General features: G+C 71.1%; 21 protein-coding genes. 8 read left to right on the top strand and 13 right to left on the bottom strand.

The genetic code is table 11. The annotated features are described in order from the left end of the window. Window positions 1-14: 14 nt before the first annotated feature. Together ACZ58V_RS02985 and ACZ58V_RS02980 are read right to left on the bottom strand one after the other, a co-directional pair. Complete coding sequence (locus ACZ58V_RS02985) at window positions 15-614, bottom strand: DUF1003 domain-containing protein (protein ID WP_468187797.1); 600 nt, start codon at window positions 612-614, stop codon at window positions 15-17. Beyond that, on the bottom strand, window positions 604-1,887 hold the full coding sequence (locus ACZ58V_RS02980) for a magnesium transporter MgtE N-terminal domain-containing protein (protein WP_468187799.1): 1,284 nt from the start codon (window positions 1,885-1,887) through the stop codon (window positions 604-606). The genes ACZ58V_RS02985 and ACZ58V_RS02980 overlap by 11 nt, the downstream gene beginning before the upstream one ends. 225 nt (window positions 1,888-2,112) lie before the next feature. Here ACZ58V_RS02980 and ACZ58V_RS02975 point away from each other — a divergent pair, with 225 nt between their 5' ends. Then, complete coding sequence (locus ACZ58V_RS02975; RefSeq protein WP_468187801.1) at window positions 2,113-2,868, top strand: hypothetical protein; 756 nt, start codon at window positions 2,113-2,115, stop codon at window positions 2,866-2,868. Between the two features lie 23 nt (window positions 2,869-2,891). Here the strand turns inward: ACZ58V_RS02975 and ACZ58V_RS02970 are convergent, their stop codons facing one another. Together ACZ58V_RS02970 and ACZ58V_RS02965 are read right to left on the bottom strand one after the other, a co-directional pair. Then, window positions 2,892-3,404, bottom strand: coding sequence for a hypothetical protein (locus ACZ58V_RS02970; RefSeq protein WP_468187803.1), 513 nt, complete (start codon window positions 3,402-3,404; stop codon window positions 2,892-2,894). A gap of 23 nt (window positions 3,405-3,427) precedes the next feature. Beyond that, on the bottom strand, window positions 3,428-4,543 hold the full coding sequence (locus ACZ58V_RS02965) for a magnesium and cobalt transport protein CorA (RefSeq protein WP_471288024.1): 1,116 nt from the start codon (window positions 4,541-4,543) through the stop codon (window positions 3,428-3,430). Window positions 4,544-5,038: 495 nt separating this feature from the next. On the opposite strand from ACZ58V_RS02965, the gene ACZ58V_RS02960 reads away from it, so the two are divergent. Further along, the gene (locus tag ACZ58V_RS02960; RefSeq protein WP_468187807.1) at window positions 5,039-5,623 is read left to right on the top strand and encodes a suppressor of fused domain protein; all 585 of its coding nucleotides are present in this window, start codon (window positions 5,039-5,041) and stop codon (window positions 5,621-5,623) included. 39 nt (window positions 5,624-5,662) lie between these two features. On the opposite strand, the gene ACZ58V_RS02955 is transcribed toward ACZ58V_RS02960, so the two are convergent. Next, window positions 5,663-6,886 carry an MFS transporter gene (locus ACZ58V_RS02955; RefSeq protein WP_468187809.1) on the bottom strand — a complete coding sequence of 408 codons (1,224 nt, stop codon included), beginning with the start codon at window positions 6,884-6,886 and terminating at the stop codon, window positions 5,663-5,665. A gap of 159 nt (window positions 6,887-7,045) precedes the next feature. Between ACZ58V_RS02955 and ACZ58V_RS02950 the strand changes: the two genes are divergently transcribed. The 3 genes from ACZ58V_RS02950 (at window position 7,046) to ACZ58V_RS02940 (ending at window position 9,396) form a co-directional block, all read left to right on the top strand. Further along, complete coding sequence (locus tag ACZ58V_RS02950) at window positions 7,046-7,687, top strand: DUF6758 family protein (RefSeq protein WP_468187810.1); 642 nt, start codon at window positions 7,046-7,048, stop codon at window positions 7,685-7,687. A 113-nt stretch (window positions 7,688-7,800) separates the two neighbouring features. Next, window positions 7,801-8,661 (top strand): PHP domain-containing protein, encoded by an 861-nt coding sequence (locus ACZ58V_RS02945; RefSeq protein ID WP_471288020.1) that lies wholly within the window; start codon window positions 7,801-7,803, stop codon window positions 8,659-8,661. A 129-nt stretch (window positions 8,662-8,790) separates the two neighbouring features. After that, the gene (locus ACZ58V_RS02940) at window positions 8,791-9,396 is read left to right on the top strand and encodes a MarC family protein (RefSeq protein ID WP_468187814.1); all 606 of its coding nucleotides are present in this window, start codon (window positions 8,791-8,793) and stop codon (window positions 9,394-9,396) included. A gap of 12 nt (window positions 9,397-9,408) precedes the next feature. On the opposite strand, the gene ACZ58V_RS02935 is transcribed toward ACZ58V_RS02940, so the two are convergent. Together ACZ58V_RS02935 and ACZ58V_RS02930 are read right to left on the bottom strand one after the other, a co-directional pair. Beyond that, window positions 9,409-11,463 carry a trypsin-like serine peptidase gene (locus tag ACZ58V_RS02935; RefSeq protein WP_471288018.1) on the bottom strand — a complete coding sequence of 685 codons (2,055 nt, stop codon included), beginning with the start codon at window positions 11,461-11,463 and terminating at the stop codon, window positions 9,409-9,411. Between the two features lie 133 nt (window positions 11,464-11,596). After that, window positions 11,597-11,749 carry a hypothetical protein gene (locus ACZ58V_RS02930; protein ID WP_010047718.1) on the bottom strand — a complete coding sequence of 51 codons (153 nt, stop codon included), beginning with the start codon at window positions 11,747-11,749 and terminating at the stop codon, window positions 11,597-11,599. Between the two features lie 229 nt (window positions 11,750-11,978). Between ACZ58V_RS02930 and ACZ58V_RS02925 the strand changes: the two genes are divergently transcribed. Then, a complete protein-coding gene (locus tag ACZ58V_RS02925) occupies window positions 11,979-12,872 on the top strand; it encodes an NYN domain-containing protein (protein ID WP_468187819.1) in 894 nt (297 codons plus the stop codon). Here ACZ58V_RS02925 and ACZ58V_RS02920 read toward each other — a convergent pair whose 3' ends face one another. After that, on the bottom strand, window positions 12,873-13,760 hold the full coding sequence (locus tag ACZ58V_RS02920; RefSeq protein ID WP_471288017.1) for an alpha/beta fold hydrolase: 888 nt from the start codon (window positions 13,758-13,760) through the stop codon (window positions 12,873-12,875). Window positions 13,761-13,867: 107 nt separating this feature from the next. Further along, window positions 13,868-16,717, bottom strand: a complete 2,850-nt coding sequence (locus ACZ58V_RS02915; protein ID WP_471288727.1) for a DEAD/DEAH box helicase — start codon at window positions 16,715-16,717, stop codon at window positions 13,868-13,870. 481 nt (window positions 16,718-17,198) lie between these two features. On the opposite strand from ACZ58V_RS02915, the gene ACZ58V_RS02910 reads away from it, so the two are divergent. Continuing rightward, window positions 17,199-17,954, top strand: a complete 756-nt coding sequence (locus ACZ58V_RS02910; RefSeq protein WP_468187823.1) for a ferritin-like fold-containing protein — start codon at window positions 17,199-17,201, stop codon at window positions 17,952-17,954. Window positions 17,955-18,115: 161 nt separating this feature from the next. Here ACZ58V_RS02910 and ACZ58V_RS02905 read toward each other — a convergent pair whose 3' ends face one another. The 4 genes from ACZ58V_RS02905 to ACZ58V_RS02890 all read right to left on the bottom strand — a co-directional run bounded on the left by ACZ58V_RS02905 (window position 18,116) and on the right by ACZ58V_RS02890 (window position 20,036). Beyond that, window positions 18,116-18,388: a hypothetical protein gene (locus ACZ58V_RS02905; RefSeq protein ID WP_189723086.1), complete on the bottom strand. Its 273-nt coding sequence runs from the start codon at window positions 18,386-18,388 to the stop codon at window positions 18,116-18,118. Between the two features lie 213 nt (window positions 18,389-18,601). Beyond that, entirely contained in the window at window positions 18,602-18,829 is a 228-nt protein-coding gene (locus ACZ58V_RS02900) for a DUF3107 domain-containing protein (protein WP_189723087.1), read from the bottom strand. Between the two features lie 135 nt (window positions 18,830-18,964). Next, window positions 18,965-19,606, bottom strand: a complete 642-nt coding sequence (locus ACZ58V_RS02895) for a TetR/AcrR family transcriptional regulator (RefSeq protein WP_215118661.1) — start codon at window positions 19,604-19,606, stop codon at window positions 18,965-18,967. A 205-nt stretch (window positions 19,607-19,811) separates the two neighbouring features. After that, a complete protein-coding gene (locus ACZ58V_RS02890) occupies window positions 19,812-20,036 on the bottom strand; it encodes a hypothetical protein (protein ID WP_468187826.1) in 225 nt (74 codons plus the stop codon). Between the two features lie 216 nt (window positions 20,037-20,252). Here ACZ58V_RS02890 and ACZ58V_RS02885 point away from each other — a divergent pair, with 216 nt between their 5' ends. Beyond that, window positions 20,253-21,284: an alpha/beta fold hydrolase gene (locus ACZ58V_RS02885; protein ID WP_468187828.1), complete on the top strand. Its 1,032-nt coding sequence runs from the start codon at window positions 20,253-20,255 to the stop codon at window positions 21,282-21,284. Window positions 21,285-21,286: the final 2 nt, after the last annotated feature.

The raw sequence follows: 21,286 nt of genomic DNA, 5'->3' as shown, positions 1-21,286 counted from the left end.
CGTAGGAAAGCCTGTCAGCGGTCGTCTGCGTCACGTCCCCGTGACCGTTCCGCCGGGAATACGACGGGGTCGTGACGGTGGCCGTTCTGCCGTTCCTCCATCTCCTTGATCGTGTCCTGGAACTCCGAGCGGATCCAGTCGCGGGTGGCGACCTCGCCCAGGCCGATCCGCAGGGCGGCGATCTCGCGGGTCAGGTACTCGGTGTCCGCGATCGACCGCTCGTTCTGCTTGCGGTCCTGCTCCAGATTGACCCGGTCGCGGTCGTCCTGCCGGTTCTGCGCGAGCAGGATCAGCGGAGCGGCGTAGGAGGCCTGGAGCGACAGCATCAGGGTCAGGAAGATGAACGGGTACTCGTCGAAGCGCAGGTCGCGCGGGGCGAGGCTGTTCCAGGCCACCCACAGGACGATGGCGGCCGTCATCCAGACGAGGAACCGCCCCGTGCCGAGGAAACGCGCGATGCGTTCCGACATCCGCCCGAAGGCCTCGGGGTCGTATTCGGGCAGGAACCGGTGCTTGGGCACACCGGGCTGGTCGAGCCGGGTCGCGCGCGGCCGGCTCGCGGCCGTGGCGCCGGCCGGCGTGCGCTCGCGCAGGGTCTCGCGCTCAGGAACCATCGGTCGGCACCTCCTCGTCCAGATGGAACTCCGTCTCCCGCCAGTCCTCGGGCAGCATGTGGTCGAGGACGTCGTCCACGGTCACCGCGCCCAGCAGCGCCCCCGCCTCGTCGACCACGGGCGCCGCGACCATGTCGTACGTGGCGAAGAACCCGGCGATGGCCGGCAGATCCGCCTCGGGGTCGAGCGGTTGCAGGTCGCTGTCCAGGATCGAGCTGACCAGGGACGGCGGCGGCTCGCGCAGCAGACGCTGGAAATGGACCGTGCCCAGATACTTGCCGGTCGGCGTCTCGTCCGGTGGTCGGCAGACGTAGACCTGGGCGGCGAGCGCGGGGGAGAGGTCGGGATTGCGGACGCGGGCGAGGGCGTCGGCGACGGAGGCGTCCGGGCGCAGCACGATCGGCTCGGTGGTCATCAGACCGCCCGCCGTGCGCTCCTCGTACGACATCAGGCGTCGCATGTCGGCCGCGTCGCCGGGCTGCATCAGGCTCAGCAGCCGCTCCTGCTCGTCCGTCGGCAGCTCGCCCAGCAGGTCGGCCGCGTCGTCCGGGTCCATGGCCTCCAGGACGTCGGCGGCGCGCTCCTCCTTCAGCTTGCCGAGGATCTCGATCTGGTCGTCCTCCGGGAGCTCCTCCAGTACGTCGGCCAGCCGGTCGTCGTCGAGGGCGGCGGCGACCTCGGCCCGGCGCTTGGGGGAGAGGTGGTGCAGGACGTTGGCCAGGTCGGCCGCGCGCAGCTGCTCGAACGTGGCGAGCAGGTTCTCCGCGCCCTGCCCCTGCTCCTCCAGGGAGAAACCGGTGACGGCGGTCCACTCGACGGTCAGCGCCTCGCCCTTGGCCCGCCGGAAGGCGCTTCCCTTTCTGCCCTTGCGGACGAAGACCCGGTCGATCTCCCACTCCCGGCGGGCCGGCAGCTGATGCACCGACAGGTCGAGGACGGTGACGTCCTCGCCGGTCTCGGTGAGCGTCACGCGCCGGTCCAGCAGCTCCCCGAAGACCAGCCGCTCGGTGGGCCGCTGCTCGAAGCGCCGGACGTTGAGCACGCCGGTGGTGATGACCTGGCCCGACTGGATGGCGGTGACCCGGGTCATGGGCAGGAAGATGCGGCGGCGGGTGGCGAGTTCGACGACGAGGCCCAGCAGCCTCGGCGGCCGCTGCCCCACCCGCAGCATGACGACCAGATCGCGCACCCGCCCCACCTGGTCACCTGCGGGGTCGAAGACGGCGACACCGGAGAGGTGCGATACGAAGATCCGGGGGGCGCCCGCTGCCATGGCCGCGGCTCCTTTTCGTGCGGGGTGTTTCCTGGTGCCTGTCTCTGTGCCTGCCTGTGTATCCGTCTGTTCCGAATTGCCCGCTCGGGTGGGCTTCAGGCTAGCCCGTCCCGATCGGCGGTGCGTCGGCGGGCGGTCCGGACGGACTGGCTCCGACCTGCCCGCACGTGCCCGGTACCCTGCGGTACGCCGTTCAGGTCTCCCCGCAGAGAGGCAGCTCCACCTGTGACTCCGATTCGCCACGGCCGAAGCCGTAGTGCCGTACTCGCGAGCGCGATGTGCGCGCTGCTCGTGACGGGGACGGTGCTCACCGGCTGCGCGGAGGATCCCAACGAGGGCACCAACGGGATCGGCAGACTGCCCGCCGGGAAGATCCAGACCAAGACCCGCACGGCCGCCGAGTCCGCCGGGGCGGTCCGGGTGCACGGCAGCGTCGTCAGCGGTGAGAAGACGTACGCGCTCGACATGCGGCTGAAGGACGACGGAGGCGAGGGGTCGGTCACCACCGAGGGCACGACCTTCCAGCTGCTGCGCATCGGCGAGCAGCTCTTCGTCAAGGCCGACGCCGGGTTCTGGAGTCACGGTGACGGCCAGGGCGGGAAGGGCGAGGGGGACGCGGCCGCGGCCTCCAAGCTCGGCGGCAAGTTCGTGAAGGTGCCGCAGGGCGACCCCGCGTACAAGAAGTTCAGTGGTTTCACGGACAAGGGTGTCCTCCTCGACGGTCTGCTGACCCTGCACGGCACACTCGCGACGGACGGCCACGAGGAGCAGGCGGGCGTCCGTACCATCCGCGTCACCGGCGACAAGGGCTCCGGCGGCGCCCTGGAGGTCTCTCTCGAGGGCAAGCCGTATCCGCTGCGCCTGGAGCGGGCCGGCGGCGCGGGCACCCTCACGTTCTCCGCCTGGGGAGAGGACTTCTCCCTCAGGGAGCCGGAGAAGAACGAGACGGTGGACTACGGCCGACAGCTGCCGACGTCGTAGCGACCGCTCCGCGCGTCCGGCCGCTACGTGCGTTTGCGCTTCTTCAGCAGCAGGCGGGGCAGGCCCGCCGGAATCGGCCGGCGGGTGATCGCCGGGGACGGCAGGGGCGGCTCGGACAGGGAGTCGTCGGGCAGGGGTGCCGTCGCCCCGGTCGGTTCCAGGCGCAGTACCCGGCACTCGCGGGCCCAGCGGCCGGTCATGGCCTCACCGTCGGGCGCGTTCAGCCGTTTGCCCTTGAGCTCGGCGACCGTCGCGTCCCACGCCTCGGAGCCCGGCGCGAGTTCGGTGACCCGGGCCGTCCAGGAGACCAGCCGGCCTCCCTTGTCCTTGCTGCGGACCGTCACCCGGGCCTCGGCCCCGTCGGCGAGACCCGGCAGCGGCTGCTCGCCCGGCCCGTCGCCGATCAGGCACGCGGCACCCTCGTGCCACACGTGCCAGAGCGCACGCGCCGGGCCGTCGGGGCCCTGGACCCAGACGAGGCCGGACTTCTTCGTGGCCTCCTCGATCAGGGCCTGGCCGAGCAGCTCGCTTGTCATGGGCCCCAGCCTATCCAGGCTGCTCACAGCCAGCCGTTCCGCTTCAGTGTGCGGTGGATGCCCAGGCAGATGGCCACGGTGATGCCCATGATCACCGGGTAGCCGTACCGCCAGTGCAGCTCCGGCATGTGGTCGAAGTTCATGCCGTAGACCCCGCACACCATCGTGGGTACGGCGACGATCGCGGCCCACGAGGTGATCTTCCGCATGTCCTCGTTCTGCGCCACGGACGCCTGCGCGAGGTTGGCCTGGAGGATGGAGTTGAGCAGCTCGTCGAAGCCGAGGACCTGCTCCTGGACCCGGGACAGGTGGTCGGCGACGTCCCGGAAGTACTTCTGGATGTCCGGGTCGATCAGCCGCATCGGCCGCTCGCTCAGCAGCTGCATGGGTCGCAGCAGCGGCGACACGGCCCGCTTGAACTCCAGCACCTCGCGCTTGAGTTGGTAGATCCGGCCGGCGTCCGAACCGCGCGGCGAGCCCTTGCGCCCCGGGGAGAACACCTCGGTCTCCACCTCGTCGATGTCGTCCTGCACCGCGTCGGCGACCGCGATGTAGCCGTCCACGACATGGTCGGCGATGGCGTGCAGCACGGCCGAGGGGCCCTTGGCCAGCAGCTCGGGGTCGTCCTGGAGACGGTGCCTCAGGGCCCGCAGGGAACCCTGGCCGCCGTGCCGGACGGTGATGAAGAAGTCCCGTCCGGTGAAGCACATGACCTCACCGGACTCGACGACCTCGCTGTTGGCGTCGAGCTGGTCGTGCTCGACGTAGTGGATGGTCTTGAAGACCGTGAAGAGCGAGTCGTCGTAGCGCTCCAGCTTGGGCCGCTGGTGGGCCTGGACGGCGTCCTCCACGGCCAGCGGGTGCAGCCCGAACTCACTGGCGATGCCGGAGAATTCGGCCTCGGTCGGCTCGTGCAGGCCGATCCACACGAAGCCCCCGTCGCGGCGCACCAGGCGCACCGCCTCGTGCGGGGTCAGCGGGGTCTCGGTCTCGACGCGGCGGCCGTCCCGGTAGATGGCGCAGTCGACGACGGCGGTGGCCGTCGCCGGGCTGCGGGTGGCGTCGTACGTGCCACTGTCCTTGCGCAGCGAGACGCGGGACGGACGGACCACGGCGCGCAGGTCGCGAATCATCGACATGGCGGGCTCCTTCGCGAGAGGGCAACGAAAGGCGCCGGCGGCGACGGGTGGAACTACCCGGAATGAGGACGTAGTGACTGCTGATGTTTGGCACGTCCACAAAGCGGGGAGCACCGCACCGTCGCGGTGGCGAGCTTCGTTACTGATTCAGCTACTGAGGCAGATCAGGAAAAACGAAACGAAGCGCTCTTCCGCGGTGAAGCGAGTGCGAGAGGTGGCGGCCGGCCAGAGAGACAGAGCAGCTACATCAGCGGCGGGAGAGCGTGGTGCTACTGCACGGTCGACTTCGATCCATTGCAGCCCCACCTCCTCCGGCCGGTCCCTCGTAAGGGAGTTCCATCGGCGTCGGGGCTTGATCGCGACTCTCCCAGTGCCTGAACGGCCTGGGTGGTACCCCCATCTGCGCGCTGCCCCGAACCACCGGGCAAGAGTAGCAGCCGTCAAAACTGTCAAGGTGCTCCTTTGCCCGCTACTGACGAGTTCTATGCTCGCGTCATGGCTGATGTTCTTCCTCTGGTCGAGGCCCGGTTGCGTACCGCGCTGGGCGAACCGGACGCGCGCGCGGCAGTGACGTTCCTCGGTACGGACCGCATCGAGGTGCTGCGCTTCCAGGAGGGCGACATCGCCCGCTACGCCACGCTCGGCATGTCCGCGCAGCCCATGACGGAGCCCACGGCGGCGGTCGCCGACCCGGTCAAGGGGCCGCGCGCGGAGCTGGTCCTGTCGGTCCGCGCGGGGCTTGCCGAGACGGACAAGGTGCTCCGCCCCCTCGCCGTGCTCGCCGCGTCTCCGCAGGTCGAGGGCGTGGTCGTGGCCCCCGGAGCCTCCCTCGACGTCGGCGAACCGCTGTGGCCCGGCGCCCCCTTCACCTCGGTCCTGGTCGCCGAACCGGGCGGCCTGGTCGAGGACCTGGAGCTCGACGAACCCCTCGACCCCGTACGGTTCCTGCCGCTGCTGCCGATGACCCCGAACGAGGCCGCCTGGAAGCGGGTGCACGGCGCGCAGGCGCTCCAGGAGCGGTGGCTGAACCAGGGGACGGACCTCCGGGATCCGTCCCGGAAGTCCGTCCCGCTGGAGTGAGGAACCTCACCAACCCAAGGCCGAAAAGCATCAGTTGGCTCAGCCGGCGAAGACGGTGACGCTGTCCTCGGTCGCGTGCTTCGGCTCCAGCTCCTCGGCTTCGTGGGTAAGCGCCTTCCGGCGTACGACCACGACCACGGCGCCCAGCACGGCCGTGACGGCCGCCACCACGAACGGGATGTGGAGATCGGTCCACTCCTCGATCTTCGGCGCGAAGAACGGGGCCGCCGCCGCCGCGAACCAGCGCACGAAGTTGTAGCCCGCGCTCGCCACCGGCCGGGGCGCGTCCGAGACGCCGAGGGCCAGCTCGGTGTAGACGGTGTTGTTCACGCCGATGAAGGCACCGGACAGGATCGTGCAGACGACGGCCGTGGTGTGGTCGCCGTAGCCGAGCACCAGCACGTCGGCCGCGAGCAGCACCAGTGAACCGCCGAGCACCTTCAGCGAGCCGAACCGCTTCTGCAGGCGCGGCGCCACGATCACCGAGAACACGGCGAGCAGCACACCCCAGGCGAAGAACACCGCACCCGACCGGTACGGGCTCATGTTCAGCACGAACGGGGTGAAGGCCAGCACGGTGAAGAACGTGTAGTTGTAGAAGAACGCCGAGACCGCAGCGGAGGCGAGGCCGCCGTGGCCGAGGGCCTTGATCGGGTCCAGGAGCGAGGTCTTGCGGGCCGGCTTCGGCTGCTCCCTCAGGAACACCGCGATGCACAGGAAGCCGACGGCCATCAGGAAGGCCGTACCGAAGAACGGGTAGCGCCAGCTGGCGTCACCGAGCAGGGCGCCCAGCAGTGGACCGCAGGCCATGCCGAGGCCGAGGGCCGACTCGTACAGCAGGATCGCCGCCGCGCTGCCGCCCGCGGCCGCTCCGACGATGACCGCGAGGGCCGTCGAGACGAACAGTGCGTTGCCGAGCCCCCAGCCGGCCCGGAATCCGACCAGTTCGCCGACGGACCCGGAGGTGCCCGACAGTCCCGCGAAGACCACCACCAGGGCGAGGCCGAGCAGCAGGGTCTTCTTGCCGCCGATGCGGCTGGAGACGAAGCCGGTGACCAGCATCGCGATCGCGGTGATGAGGAAGTACGAGGTGAACAGCAGGGAGACCTGGCTGGCGGAGGCGTTCAGGCCCGAGGCGATGGACGGCAGGATCGGGTCGACGAGTCCGATGCCCATGAAGGCGACGACCGACGCTCCGGCGGTCGCCCACACGGACTTGGGCTGCTTGAGGAGGCCGCCCGCTCCGGCGTCGAAGGGGTCCATTGCTTGCTCCCTTTCCCGAGACGAGGTAGTTGGTATATACACATACTAAGTTAGTCATGCTAACTAATGCAAGCTACATCTAGTGCGGGGGTGAAGGGTTCCGTCCGGTTGGGTGATCGTCCTTGACGCGGCGGGGCGGGGGTAGGACCGTGGGGCCCTATGAGGGGCGAACCCAGTTGCCCGAAGTGCGGTGGCCGGGTCAGGGCTCCCGGCCTCTTCTCCGACTCCTGGCAGTGCGATGTGCACGGCACCGTCCATCCGGTGCAGCCCGTGATACCGCCGAGCGTCGACGCCCTCAACGTCGTGGTGCACCGGACTCAGGTGCCGGTGTGGATGCCCTGGCCGCTGCCGGTCGGCTGGCTGTTCACGGGCGTGGCCTGCGCGGGGGACGACCGCACGGGTGGCCGCGCCACAGCCGTGGCCTGTACGGGGCCCGGGCCGCTCGGCGGGATGGGCGAGCTGATCCTGGTGGCCGAGGAGCTGGGTGTCGGTCTCGGCGCGCGGTACGCGGGCCTGGACGGTCCGGACCCGGGGCCGCACATGAACGTCGAGAAACCGGCCCAGGCGAAGGTGCTCGCCGCGGGGCGGCCGACGCCGCTGTGGCATGTGACCGGTGCGCCGGACGATCGTGCGGTGTTCGCCGGTGAGGCGCTCGGGATGTGGCTGTGGGCGGTCGTGTGGCCTGAGCAGTCCGGGTTGCTGATGTACGACGAGCTGGTCTTGGCGGATGTGCGGGACGCGGGCGCGGAGGTGGAGCTGGTGCCGTGCGGGGCATTGTCGCCGCGCCTGCTCCAGCCGTAGGGCCGCTGCGCTTGTAAAGGGCGCTACCCCGGTTCGGGTGTGACAGGGGTCGTTGAAAATCCGGTTATCCTTGAGCAGCCCTGTTCGTCCCGTCAGTGTCTGGAGTCCGTGTCGTGCGTATCGATCTGCACACCCACTCCACCGCTTCCGATGGCACGGACACCCCTGCCGAGCTGGTGCGGAAGGCTGCCGCGGCGGGGCTGGATGTCGTCGCGCTCACCGATCACGACACCACTCGCGGGCATGCCGAGGCGATCGGTGCGCTGCCCGAGGGGCTGACGCTGGTCACCGGGGCCGAGCTCTCCTGCCGGCTCGACGGCGTCAGCATGCACATGCTGGCCTACCTCTTCGATGCCGGGGAACCGGCGCTGCTCGCCGAGCGCGAGCTGGTGCGGGACGACCGGGTGCCCCGGGCGCAGGGCATGATCGCCAAGCTTCAGGGGCTGGGCGTGCCCGTGACCTGGGAGCAGGTGGCGCGGATCGCCGGTGACGGGTCCGTCGGGCGTCCGCATGTGGCGACCGCGCTCGTCGAGCTGGGTGTGGTGCCGACCGTGAACGACGCCTTCACCGAGGACTGGCTCGCCGACGGCGGCCGGGCCTACGTCGAGAAGCACGAGACCGACCCCTTCGAGGCGATCCGGCTGGTCAAGGGCGCGGGCGGGGTCGCGGTGTTCGCGCATCCCGCGGCGAGCAAGCGGGGGCGTACGGTGCCGGAGGCCGCGATCGCCGAGATGGCCGCGGCCGGGCTGGACGGCGTCGAGGTCGATCACATGGAGCACGACGCGGACACGCGGGCGCGGCTGCGGGGGCTGGCGAAGGAGCTGGGGCTCCTGGTGACCGGGTCCTCGGACTATCACGGCAGTCGGAAGACGTGTGTGCTCGGGGAGTACACGACGGATCCCGAGGTGTACGGGGAGATCACTCGGCGGGCCTTCGGGGCGTTTCCGGTGCCCGGGGCCGGCGGAGCTGTCTGAGGTTTCTCTCCTGTAGGTCCGTTTTCAGGCACTCGGCGCTGTCCGCCGTGCCCACCCGTTCCTCCGTGCGGAACGCCTGCCCACAGCGGCAACCGTGCGTTTCATCGACCCTGCAAGGCCATCACACCCATGTTCGAACTCGCCGTCTTCGGCTCCCTCTTCCTGACCCTCTTCGTCATCATGGATCCCCCCGGGATCACCCCGATCTTCCTCGCGCTCACCGCCGGCCGGCCCGGCAAGGTGCAGAAGCGGATGGCCTTTCAGGCCGTCTGTGTCGCCGGTGGTGTGATCACCGTGTTCGGGCTGCTCGGGCACCAGATCCTCAACTATCTGCATGTCTCCGTGCCCGCGTTGATGATCGCGGGTGGGCTGCTGCTTCTGCTGATCGCGCTCGATCTGCTCACCGGGAAGACCGACGAGCCGAAGCAGACCAAGGACGTCAACGTCGCCCTCGTGCCGCTGGGCATGCCGTTGCTGGCCGGGCCCGGGGCGATCGTGTCGGTCATCCTCGCCGTGCAGAAGGCGCACAGTGCCGCCGCGCAGGTGTCCGTGTGGGCGGCGATCCTCGCCATCCATGTCGTGCTGTGGCTGGTGATGCGCTACTCGCTGGTGATCATCCGGATCATCAAGGACGGCGGTGTGGTCCTGGTGACACGGCTCGCGGGCATGATGCTCTCCGCGATCGCCGTGCAGCAGATCATCAACGGCGTCACGCAGGTGATCCAGGGGAGCTGACGGGGCGGCGCGTCAGCTCCGGCCGAGCACCGCGCCGATCGCACCGGCCGCTCCCGCGTGGGCGAGATACTCATCGATCTTGTGCGCACGGTCGCGGCCGTTGGAGACGGCGAGCTGGGTGAGCTTCCCCCAGCGCTCGTCCTCCAGGGGGCAGCCGATGGCCACCCCGTCGGTGGGGCACCAGACGTTGACCCAGTCACGCACCCGGGGCGGCCGGTGCGGGCCGTGGGCGAGGAGCCGTTCGTTGACGCCGTCCAGGCCGAGCGGGCTGCCCGCGGTGACGAGCAGGACCGGGTCGAGACCGTCCGGAAGCCGGGTCAGCAGGTCCAGGCCTACGACCGTGCCCAGGCTGTGCGTGACCAGCACCAGTTCGCCGGTGGTCGGCATGGTCTCCATGACGCTGTCCAGCACGGACTGCCGCACGGCGCTGTCGCCGAGGTACAGGTCGACGTCCCGCAGGAACCTGGCGATGGTCCACTCGTCCAGGTCGGACCGTGCGGCCAGCCAGCTGAGCGGCCGGTGCAGGGCCCCGACCAGGCCCGCCCCGAAGCCCTCCGTGGTCGCCGGACCGTTCTGGGGCATGCCGGCCCGGGTGGCCGCCTCGTAGAGCAGTCGCTCGTAGGAGCCCGTGGGCGACTCCCCCGCGAAGACCTCGGCGGCAGCGGCGGCGCTCACCTCGTCCAGGCCGATGGCCTCGGCCGTGCTCTCCCTGCCGGTCACGAGGCTGTGCAGTCTCGTGCCGTAGAACGGGAACCACACGTCCTCCGGGTCGATCGGAGGCAGGGACGCGAGGGTGAGTCCGCGGTTCAGGCCGGAGGCCCAGGTCCGGCGGAGTTCGTCCGGCTGCTTCTCGTGTTGGTCCCTGCCGTGCAGGAAGACCAGGTGCCGGCGGCCGCCGAAGGCGGTGCTCCGGGCCGGGCGTCCGGACTCGGGCTTGCGGGCGTCCGTCCCGCTCTCCGTGACCTGGGTGGCGGTGAGCGGCGTGGGGGTGACGCCGGGTACCGCCGGCGAGGTGAGCGCGGGCGCGCTCCGGTCCAGGCCCGAGTCCGGGCCCATCTCGGTCAGCAGGGCACGCCGCGCGGGGTCGAGGTCCAGCCCGGCCAGGTGTTTCAGGACCGAGCTGATGCGGACGCCCTCGTTGGCGACCCACTCGATCGCGCCGTCGCCGTCGCCCTGGTGCCAGGGCTGTCCGTCCTTCCGCAGGACGCGGCCCTGGTCGTCCTTCTTCGGCACACCGCTGTGGTGCAGGGCCACGACCTCCCACTGGTCGTTGAAGACGGGGGAGCCGGAGTTGCCGGGGCGGGTGTCGGTTCGGTAGTGGACGAAGTCGTCGAGCCGCACCAGCACCGCGTTGTCGCGCAGAACGATCTCCTTGAGGCGCCCGTCCGGGTGACCGATGATGTTCACCTTCTCGCCGAGCACCAGTTTGCCGAGCTGCACGCTGAGCCGGTTCCAGCCGAAGATCTCGCCCGGCGGGCGGCCGTCCGGGGCGGGCGTGACCGCGACCAGGGCGAAGTCCAGCCGTCGGTCCGCGGCGAAGAAGGCCCCCGGGTCGAGTTCCAGGCGGACGGCGGTGTCGGGGACGTTGTCGACCGTGACCTGGGCGTTGAACTCGGCGAAGCACCGGCGGGCGAAGCCGTCGTCGGGCAGCACGTGGTGGTTGGTCAGCATCAGCCGCGGCGACACCAGGAAACCGGTGCCGTGCGGAAGCTCACGGCCGTCGCGGCGCAGGGTGATCCGGGCGACCGAGGCCCCGGCCCTGACCCCGCGCGGCAGGAAGCTCCAGGCCTGGAGCTCGTTGGACAGGTCGATGATGCGTTCGTTGGCGTCGGGCAGGTCCATGGCCTCGCCGTGGATGTCCGCCACGACCGCCGAGGGCGACAGACCGCCCCGCTCCAGGATCCGGTCGGCGCGGACGGCGAGCGCGTCCGGGGTGTCCGGGAACCGCACTCCGGCCGCCAGCCGGCCTTCGACCCGCTCCCGCTCCGCGCTGGAGTCCTCGTACCGCCGCGCGGCCTCGGCCGCCTGGCCGTGCAGTTCCTCGTTCGACCGGCCCGTCACGGACATATGTCACACCGTCCTGTTCGCTCTCGCTGGGCCCCTCAGCCAGTACGCCCCGGGGCACAGCGGTCCGCAACAGCGGAGCCCCCGCACGGCCGATGCCGGGCGGGGGCTCCGAAGTGTGGGAGAGCTGCGCGCGTTATGAGGCCGTGGTCCCGGCCGGGCGGATCCAGAGGCGCTGCCCGGTGGCGGCGGCCTGCTGAACGATCCGGTTGACGGAGGCGGCGTCCACGACGGTCGTGTCCACGGGCGTGCCGTCGACATCGTCGAGGTGCATGATTTCGAAGCGCAAGGGCTTCTCCCTTCGTCTGGTCATCCTCCTGAGGAGAACTACTTGGTGTGGCGGCCCACGAGGCTCCGGTGCCCGGTGTTCCATATGGGTCAACAGGACTGCATGGTTCAAACATTCCCTACGCTAAGGAAATTTTTCGAACGGCTAATTACCGAGCCGTAAGAGTGTCGTTACGAGACCGACCGGGACCATTTGTGTTCGCAGCGTGACCGCCGGGACAATGGAGGCGATGAACGATGACCTCGCGGCCCTGAGCGCCCGCATCGACCACACCAACGAGCTGCTCCAGCGCATGCTCGCCGAGGTGGCGAAGACACCCTCGACCCACGCGATCTTCGTCGATGCCGGGTACCTCTACGCGGCCGCGGGACGGCTCGTCGCCGGTACGGAGGACCGCCGCGCCTTCGACCTGGACGCCGAGGGCCTGATCGACGCGCTCATCGACAAGGCCCGCACGATCTTCGCGGACAGCAGGCTGCTGCGGGTCTACTGGTACGACGGCGCCCGCCGCCGCATCCACACGGCGGAACAGCAGACCATCGCGGAGCTGCCGGACGTCAAGGTGCGACTGGGCAACCTGAACGCCAACAACCAGCAGAAGGGCGTCGACTCGCTCATCCGCTCCGACCTGGAGTCACTCGCCCGGCACCGCGCCATCAGCGACGCGGCCCTGCTCGGCGGCGACGAGGACCTTGTGTCGGCGGTGGAGGCGGCGCAGGGCTACGGTGCCCGGGTCCACCTGTGGGGCATCGAGGCGCCGGAGGGCCGCAACCAGGCGGAACCCCTGCTGTGGGAGGTCGACAGCCAGCGCACCCTCGACCTCGACTTCTTCAAGCCGTACGTCTCCCGCCGCACGACCGCCGCCTACGAGACGACCCCGGGCCGGCCGACCCGCGAGGACGTGCGGTTCGTGGGGGCCCAGATCGCGGCGAAGTGGCTGGCGGCACGCGGCCGGGAGACGCTGGGGGAGCTGCTGCACGGGCACCCCTATCTGCCCGGTTCGGTCGACCAGGACCTGCTCGTGGAGGCGGAGGGCCTGTTGCAGTACTCGCTGCGCGGGCAGGCCGACCTGCGGCGCGCCCTGCGGGACGGCTTCTGGGAGCATCTGCGGGCGCAGTACTAGCTAGCCCCTTTGGACGCTGTTCCTCTCGGCGCTGTCCCAGAAGTCGGCGAGGGCGCGGGCCATCGGCAGGGGCCGGTCGGCGTTGGGGGAGTGCTCGGCTCCCGTGATGACCGTGCGGTGAGCGTTCAGCCGCAGGGCCATGTCGTCGAGGATCGCCACCGGCCAGGTGTCGTCGCGCGCGCCCGACAGGACGTGGAACGGCAGCGGTACGGCGGCGAGTTCGGCGACGCGGTCCGGCTCGGTGCACAACTGGTGGCCGGTCGCGCGCAGCTGGGCGGGCTTGTTGCCCAGCCAGCGCCGGCGCAACTGCTCCTGGTCACCGATGCCGCGGGCGGGCCCGCCGACCTCCTCCGGCGGCCCCATGGCCTGGATCGCCCCCCACACCTCCTCCATCGACATGACGGCGAGCGCGTCCCGCAGCAGCTTCACGCGCTGCTGCTGGGAGACGGAGATCTCCGCCGGGCCGGACGAGACCAGGGTGAGGGAGAGGAAAGGGGTGTGGTCGAGCAGCACGGCCGCACGCGCGATCTGCCCGCCTAGCGAGTGCCCGACGAGGTGCAGGGGAACGCCGACCGCCTCGGCCTGTGCGAGCACGTCCCGGGCCAGTTCCCGCTGGGCGTAGGCGGATTCGTCGGCCACCGGCCCGTCCGACTCGTGCTGCCCCCGTCCGTCCACGGCGACGAGCCGGTACCCGCGCTCTACGAGCGGCTCGTGGAGCAGGCTGAAGTCCTCCTTGCTCCCGGTGAATCCGGGCAGCATCAGGACGATTCCCCTGACCTCCGCGCTCGCCTTCGGCGACGAGTCGACCACGGCGAACTCACCGCGGGCCGTGCTCAGGGAGTACGCACGGGCGCCGGGTGGCGGGGTGAAGGTGGCTTGCCTGCTCACGGGGCGAGGGTAGCGGGTGGGATGCGCTCTCCGGTGGGTGGAGTGCGGGCACGTGAACGCCGACGGCCCGGCCCCACCTGGGTGGGACCGGGCCGTCGGGCGGAGTGTCAGCCCTCCGTGGGCTCCGCGGTGGCCGTGGCCTTGCGGGTGCGGCGGGTCCTGGGCTTCGCCTCGGCCCCGCCCTCGGCGGAGGCCGTGGCGGCAGCGGCCGTCTTCCGCGTGCGGCGCGGCTTGGCTGCCTCGGGCTCCTGAGCCGTCTGGGCCGGGATCCCGGCGGTGACGGTCTCGACTGCCTCGGCGGCCTTGCGGGTGCGGCGGCGCGGCTTGGCCTCGGTGCCCTCTGCCGTGTCGACGGAGGCTTCGGCCGTGGCCGCGGTCTTCCGCGTCCGGCGCGGCTTGGCCTCGGCGGCTTCGCCATCCGGAGCGGCCGCTGCGGTCTTCCGCGTGCGGCGCGGCTTCGCCTCGGTCGCCTCGGCCGTGTCGGCGCTCGCCTCGGCCTTGGGCGCCGCCTTGCGGGCACGGCGCGGCTTGGCCTCGACGGCCTCGGGCTCCTGAGCCGTCTGGGCCGGGATCCCGGCGGCGACGGTCTCGACTGCCTCGGCGGCCTTGCGGGTGCGGCGGCGCGGCTTGGCCTCCGCGCCCTCGGCCGTGTCGACGGCGGTCTCGGCTGTGGCTGCGGTCTTGCGCGTGCGGCGCGGCTTGGTTTCCGTGGCCTCGGCCGTGTCGACGGCGGTCTCGGCCGTGGCTGCGGTCTTGCGCGTGCGGCGCGGCTTGGTTTCCGTGGCCTCGGCCGTGTCGACGGCGGTCTCGGCCGTGGCTGCGGCCTTGCGCGTGCGGCGCGGCTTGGGCTCCGTGGCCTCCGCCGTGTCGACGGCGGCTTCGGCCGTGGCTGCGGCCTTGCGCGTGCGACGGGGCTTGGTTTCCGTGGCCTCGGCCACATCGACGGTGCCTTCCGCCGCTGCCGTCGCCTTGCGCGTACGCCTCGGCTTCGCCTCGGCGGCCTCTGCCGTGTCCACGGCGGCTTCGGCCGCTGACGCGGCCTTGCGGGTGCGGCGCGGCTTGGGCTCCGTGGTCCCGGCCTGCTCGGCGGGGGCCTCGGCCTTCGCCGCGGTCTTGCGGGTACGCCGCGGCTTCGTCTCCGCCGGCTCCGCGACGGACGCGGTGGTCCCCTCGGCCGTGTCGACGGCCTGCTCGGCAGTGGACGCCGCCGTGCTCTTGCGGGTGCGGCGACGCGGCGTGGTGGCGGAGGCCTCGGGCGGTGCGGTCACCGGGGCATCGTCTGCGACGGCCGCGGACTCCGTGGCCGACGGCGTCACCGCGGCCTCGGTCTCCACCACCGGCGTCTCCACCGGCGTCTCCACCGGCGTCTCCGACTGGCGCGTACGGCGTCGGCGCGGCTTCGCCGCCTCCGGCGTCTCCGCGTTCGTGCCCTCCGCCGTCGCCACGGCGTCAGCCGCCTGCTCGGACGGGGCGGACTCGACGGCCGTCACCGGCGCCGACTCGGCCTGGGCACCACCGCGGGTGCGGCGGCGGCGACGTGGGGTGCGCGGAGCCGTGACGGCGTCCGCCTCGGCGGTGCCGCCGGCGGCCTTGGTGTCCGGTGCGCCGGTGCCGGCGGACTCGGGTGCCGAGCCCAGCGGCGCTCCGCCGCGCGTACGGCGGCGGCGTCGCGGCGTGCGCTCGGAGCGCTCGCGCTCGGCCGGCCGGGACTCTTCCCGGCCGCCGCGGCCGCTTCGGCCGCCGCGCCCGCGCGGCGCCCGGCCGCCCGGCTCGCCCAGGTCCTCGAGCTCCTCCGCGTCCAGCCCGGCGCGCGTGCGCTCCGAGCGCGGCAGGACGCCCTTCGTGCCCTCGGGGATGCCGAGGTCGGAGAAGAGGTGCGGGGATGTGGAGTACGTCTCCGGCGGGTCGTTGAAGCCCAGCTCCAGCGCCTTGTTGATCAGCTGCCAGCGCGGGATGTCGTCCCAGTCGACGAGCGTGATCGCCGTACCCTTCGCACCCGCGCGGCCCGTACGGCCGATGCGGTGCAGGTACGTCTTCTCCTCTTCCGGCGACTGGTAGTTGATGACGTGGGTCACGCCCTCGACGTCGATGCCGCGGGCGGCGACGTCGGTGCAGACGAGCACGTCCACCTTGCCGTTGCGGAAGGCGCGCAGGGCCTGCTCGCGGGCGCCCTGGCCGAGGTCGCCGTGGACCGCGCCGGAGGCGAAGCCGCGCTGCTTCAGCTGGTCGGCGAGATCCGCCGCCGTCCGCTTCGTCCGGCAGAAGACCATCACCAGCCCGCGGCCGTCGGCCTGCAGGATGCGCGCGACCATCTCCGGCTTGTCCATGTTGTGCGCGCGGTAGATGAACTGTTTGGTGTTCGCGACCGTCGCGCCCGCGTCGTCCGGCGCCGTGGCGCGGATGTGCGTGGGCTGCGACATGTAGCGGCGGGCCAGGCCGATGACCGCGCCCGGCATGGTCGCCGAGAACAGCATCGTCTGGCGCCGGACCGGAAGCATGTTGATGATCTTCTCGACGTCGGGCAGGAAGCCCAGGTCGAGCATCTCGTCGGCCTCGTCGAGGACCAGGCACTTGACGTGCTTCAGGTTCAGCTTCTTCTGCCCGGCGAGGTCGAGCAGCCGGCCCGGGGTGCCGATGACCACATCGACGCCCTTCTTCAGGGCCTCGACCTGGGGCTCGTAGGCCCGGCCGCCGTAGATCGCCGTCACGCGCACGTTGCGGGCCTTGCCGGCCGTCAGGAGGTCGTTGGTCACCTGCTGGCACAGCTCGCGCGTGGGGACGACGACGAGGGCCTGCGGGGTGTCGGTGAGGTCCTCGGGCTTGGCGCGTCCGGCCTCGACATCGGCGGGAACGGTGACGCGCTCGAGGAGCGGGAGGCCGAAGCCCAGCGTCTTGCCGGTGCCGGTCTTGGCCTGGCCGATGACGTCCGTGCCCGTGAGGGCCACGGGCAGCGTCAGCTCCTGGATGGGGAAGGGGGTGGTGATGCCGACGGCCTCAAGGGCCTCGGCGGTCTCGGGAAGGATTCCGAGCTCTCGGAACGTCGTAGTCAGGGTGCTGCCTCTTCTGTGTGGGGCGGTGCGAGGCGAGCGCGGGGGTCGTGTACGGACCGTGCCGGGGACGTCGGCGGCCTTGCGGCGGTGCCGTTGGGCACGGGACCACTGTCGACGCTCTAGCGCTCGTACCGCTGAGGGTGTCCCTCCGGGCTCCGTACGCACAGTGCCGTACGGACGCGGAGGTCTGTCGGGTCGGAGCCGATCGGGCCACCGACCGGGCATCCTCATACGTGCGGCCTGTCGAGGTACGTCGAAGTACCAGCAGGCGCATTACCACCATACCCCGGATTCCCGCACATGCGATGGCCGATTTGGTCACGTAGCCGTTGTCACAGTGATTGACCAGGGCCTTACGCCTTCCGGCGGGCGAGCTATTGTGCGCTTCATGACGAGCTCTGACAAGCCTGAGAACGCCTCGGACGCCACCGCCACCCCGGCCGAACACACCGGAGTCGCCGCCCGGGACTGGGCGACGGCCTCCGCCGACCCGCAGTACCGCGCCGCTGTCGTGGACCTGCTCGGCGCGCTCGCGTACGGGGAGCTGGCGGCGTTCGAGCGGCTCGCGGAGGACGCCAAGCTGGCACCGACGCTGGCGGACAAGGCGGAGCTGGCGAAGATGGCGTCGGCCGAGTTCCACCACTTCGAGAGGCTGCGCGACCGGCTCGCCGAGATCGGGGAGGAGCCGACGCGGGCGATGGAGCCCTTCGTCGGCGCCTACGACGGATTCCACAAGCAGACGGCCCCCTCGGACTGGCTGGAGGGGCTCGTCAAGGCGTACGTCGGTGACTCCATCGCCAGCGACTTCTACCGGGAGGTCGCCGCCCGCCTGGACTCCGACTCCCGCGACCTGGTGCTGGCCGTGCTCGACGACACCGGCCACGGCGGCTTCGCCGTGGAGAAGGTGCGTGCCGCCATCGACGCCGATCCGCGGGTGGGCGGGCGGCTCGCGCTGTGGGCGCGGCGGCTGATGGGCGAGGCCCTGTCGCAGTCCCAGCGGGTGGTCGCCGACCGGGACGCGCTGTCGACCATGCTGGTGGGCGGCGTCGCGGACGGCTTCGACCTCGCCGAGGTCGGCAAGATGTTCTCCCGGATCACCGAGGCCCACACCAAGCGGATGGCCGCGCTGGGGCTGGCCGCGTAGCGTTCCGCCAGGGGTGGTTTCGGCTGCGTCGCGGCTGTCGGCATGAGCGCGGTGCGCGCTTGCGCGGGCTGTGGGGAGGCTGCGGGCCGCCGGTGGCTGGTCGCGCAGTTCCCCGCGCCCCTTTCAGGGGCGTGGTCCCCCGCCGCCCCTGACGGCTCCGGCTACGCCGTGGCTGATCGTCGGCGCAGGTGGCGTCCCGCCGGGCGCAGCAGCAGCGACAGCGAGGCCACGGAGACGATCACCGCGCCGAGCAGGACCAGCAGCAGATGCCCGGCCTCCAGCGCGCTGTGCATGACGAAGGCTCCGAAGAGGGCTCCGGCGACACCGGTCGACAGGACCAGGGGGCGGGCCGGGAGCCGGTGCGACAGGCGTTGTGTGGCCGCCCAGGCCAGAGCCAGGCCGAGGATCGCGGAGCTCAACGCTTCCAGGAGCATGTCGGGGTCCCTCCCACATGGCCGGCTGCCCAAATCGGTCGTAGCCCGTCTTACCCCTGACCTGCGGAATCCAATCCCTTTCTGTGGGCGCTCTGTGCTCCATCCGTGGAGGAACCCAGGTGCCGCACGGGGACCCGGAGAACGCGAGCGGGGGGGGGGGGGGGGGGGGTGTCCCCCCCCCCCCCCCCCCCCCCCCCCGCTCCACTCACGCGCCTACAGCGCGCCGAAGCCCACCTTGCGCGGGGCCGGCTCGCCGATCTCGACGTACGCGAGACGGTCGGCCGGGACCAGGATCTTGCGGCCGTGTTCGTCCACGAGGCTCAGCAGCTGCGACTTTCCGGCCAGTGCCTCGGCCACGACGCGCTCGACCTCCTCGGGGCTCTGACCGCTCTCCAGAACGATCTCGCGGGGCGCGTGCTGCACGCCGATCTTGACCTCCACGGCTATGTCCCTCCGACGGTCAGTGATGTGCGCGACCTTCCGCGCCGTACGCAGCACACATTAGCCCGGCGAGGGGACGTACAGTTCCCGCCCGAGAACGCCACGAGCGAACATCGGGCGGGAACAAAGCGCCCGTCAGTGGTGATCGGTCCCGTGCAGCGGGAAGCCCGCGATGCCGCGCCACGCCAGCGAGGTCAGCAGCTGCACCGCCTGATCGCGGGGCACGCTGCGGTCGCTGTGCAGCCAGGACCGCGCGACGACCTGGGCGAGGCCGCCAAGGCCCGAGGCGAGCAGCATCGACTCCGCCTGTGACAGGCCGGTGTCCTCGGCGATGACCTCGCAGATCGCCTCCGCGCACTCGTTGGTGACCTTGTCGACGCGCTCGCGCACGGCGGGCTCGTTGGTCAGGTCCGACTCGAAGACCAGGCGGAAGGCACCGCCGTCGTCCTCGACGTACGCGAAGTACGCGTCCATCGTCGCCCGGACGCGCTGCTTGTTGTCCGTCGTCGAGGCGAGCGCGTGGCGCACGGACTGGATGAGCGACTCGCAGTGCTGGTCGAGCAGTGCGAGATAGAGGTCGAGCTTGCCCGGGAAGTGCTGGTAGAGCACCGGCTTGCTGACGCCCGCGCGCTCGGCGATGTCGTCCATCGCCGCCGCGTGATAGCCCTGGGCCACGAAGACCTCCTGGGCGGCTCCCAGGAGCTGGTTGCGTCGGGCACGGCGTGGCAGGCGTGTGCCCCGCGGGCGAACCGCCTCTGTCTGCTCGATGGCTGTCACGCCGCCTCCCATAGTCGTCCACGTGCGGATCTGGCCGCGTCGCCATCGTACTTTTCGGTAACCGTGGTGTGCGCGGTGAGAGCGCAGAATTTCACGGACCGGACGGTCGCGAAAGCGGTTGCGAAGGTTTCAAACAGGGGCAGAGCGGGCAAAACGCAGCCTCATTCCTGTTACTGGCGCTGTTCGCCGCCCCCGGTGGGGGCTGTCACCGGTAGTCGTCCTCGTCGAGGGAGACGACCCGGGCCTGCTCCGCCAGGTCGGCCTCGTTGGCGCGGTCCGGGTCGACGCCGGTCAGTGGATCGTCGCGGTACGGCGCGAGGTCCGCGTGCTGTTCGGCCGCGTCGACCTCGGGGGCCTCGACGTCGTATTCCTGCGCCTCCGGCGCGTCCTCGGCCTCGAATGTCTCGGGGTCGGTGGGGTCTACGGCCATGTTGGGCTCCCTTCCTACGAACGTCCCTGAGGATGCAGGGGCCACACGCGGGTGCCCTCTGTACGAGCCTAGGAGACACCCGATCCGGACGCTATGCGATCCGCGTCCGGGGTGTGACGCAGTGCGCATCCCCTGAACTGCTCCTGTCCGATTCTTGTGACGGCGAACACAGGCGAACACATGAGCCACTGCGTGATCGTCTCGTAACATTGCCGCATGTCTTCGACCGAGCTGCCGTTCGTGCCGCCCGCCAATGTGCTGCCGAAGGTGGGGGGCGTCAGGGTCGCGGAGGGCGAGCGGCTGCGGTCGGTCGAGCTGCCCGGGGTCTCGCTGACGGTGCGCTCGCGACCACCCGCGCGCGAGGGGCTGCCTCCCGCCCTGTACGTGCACGGGCTCGGCGGTTCCTCGCAGAACTGGTCGGCGATGATGCCGCTGCTGGAGGAGGTCGTCGACAGCGAGGCCGTCGATCTGCCGGGCTTCGGCGACTCCCCGCCACCGGACGACGGCGACTACTCCGTCACGGGACACGCGCGCGCGGTCATCCGTTACCTCGACGCCTCCGGGCGCGGTCCCGTGCACCTGTTCGGGAACTCGCTCGGTGGCGCCATCACCACCCGTGTCGCAGCGGTACGGCCCGATCTCGTCCGTACGCTCACGCTCGTGTCGCCTGCCCTGCCGGAAATCCGCGTGCAGCGCTCCGCCGTGCCCACGGGGCTGCTGGCGGTGCCCGGTGTCGCCCTGCTCTTCACCCGGCTCACCCGCGCCTGGACGGCGGAGCAGCGGGTCCGCGGTGTGATGGCGCTGTGTTATGGGGATCCGGGCATGGTGACGCCGGAAGGTTTCCGCAACGCCGTGCAGGAGATGGAGCGGCGGCTGCGGCTGCCATACTTCTGGGACGCGATGGCGCGGTCCGCGCGTGGGATAGTCAACGCGTACACCCTGGGCGGCCAGCAGGGGTTGTGGCGCCAGGCCGAGCGCGTTCTCGCGCCGACCCTCCTCGTCTACGGTGGCCGTGACCAACTGGTCGGCTTCCGCATGGCCCAGAAGGCGGCCCGGGCCTTTCGCGACTCGCGGCTGGTGACGTTGCCGGACGCGGGGCACGTGGCCATGATGGAGTACCCGGAGACGGTGGCCCTGGCGTTTCGTGAACTCCTCGAGGATTCGGGAGAGTTGGGCATACGGCGGGCACGGCGGGCCCGGGGTGACGCCGTCGACAGTGAAAGCACCGACGAGAGCATGGGGGGCTGAGG

It is taken from the genome of Streptomyces sp. NPDC040589, from assembly GCF_055594445.1.
This window is presented reverse-complemented; position numbering and strand designations above follow the sequence as displayed.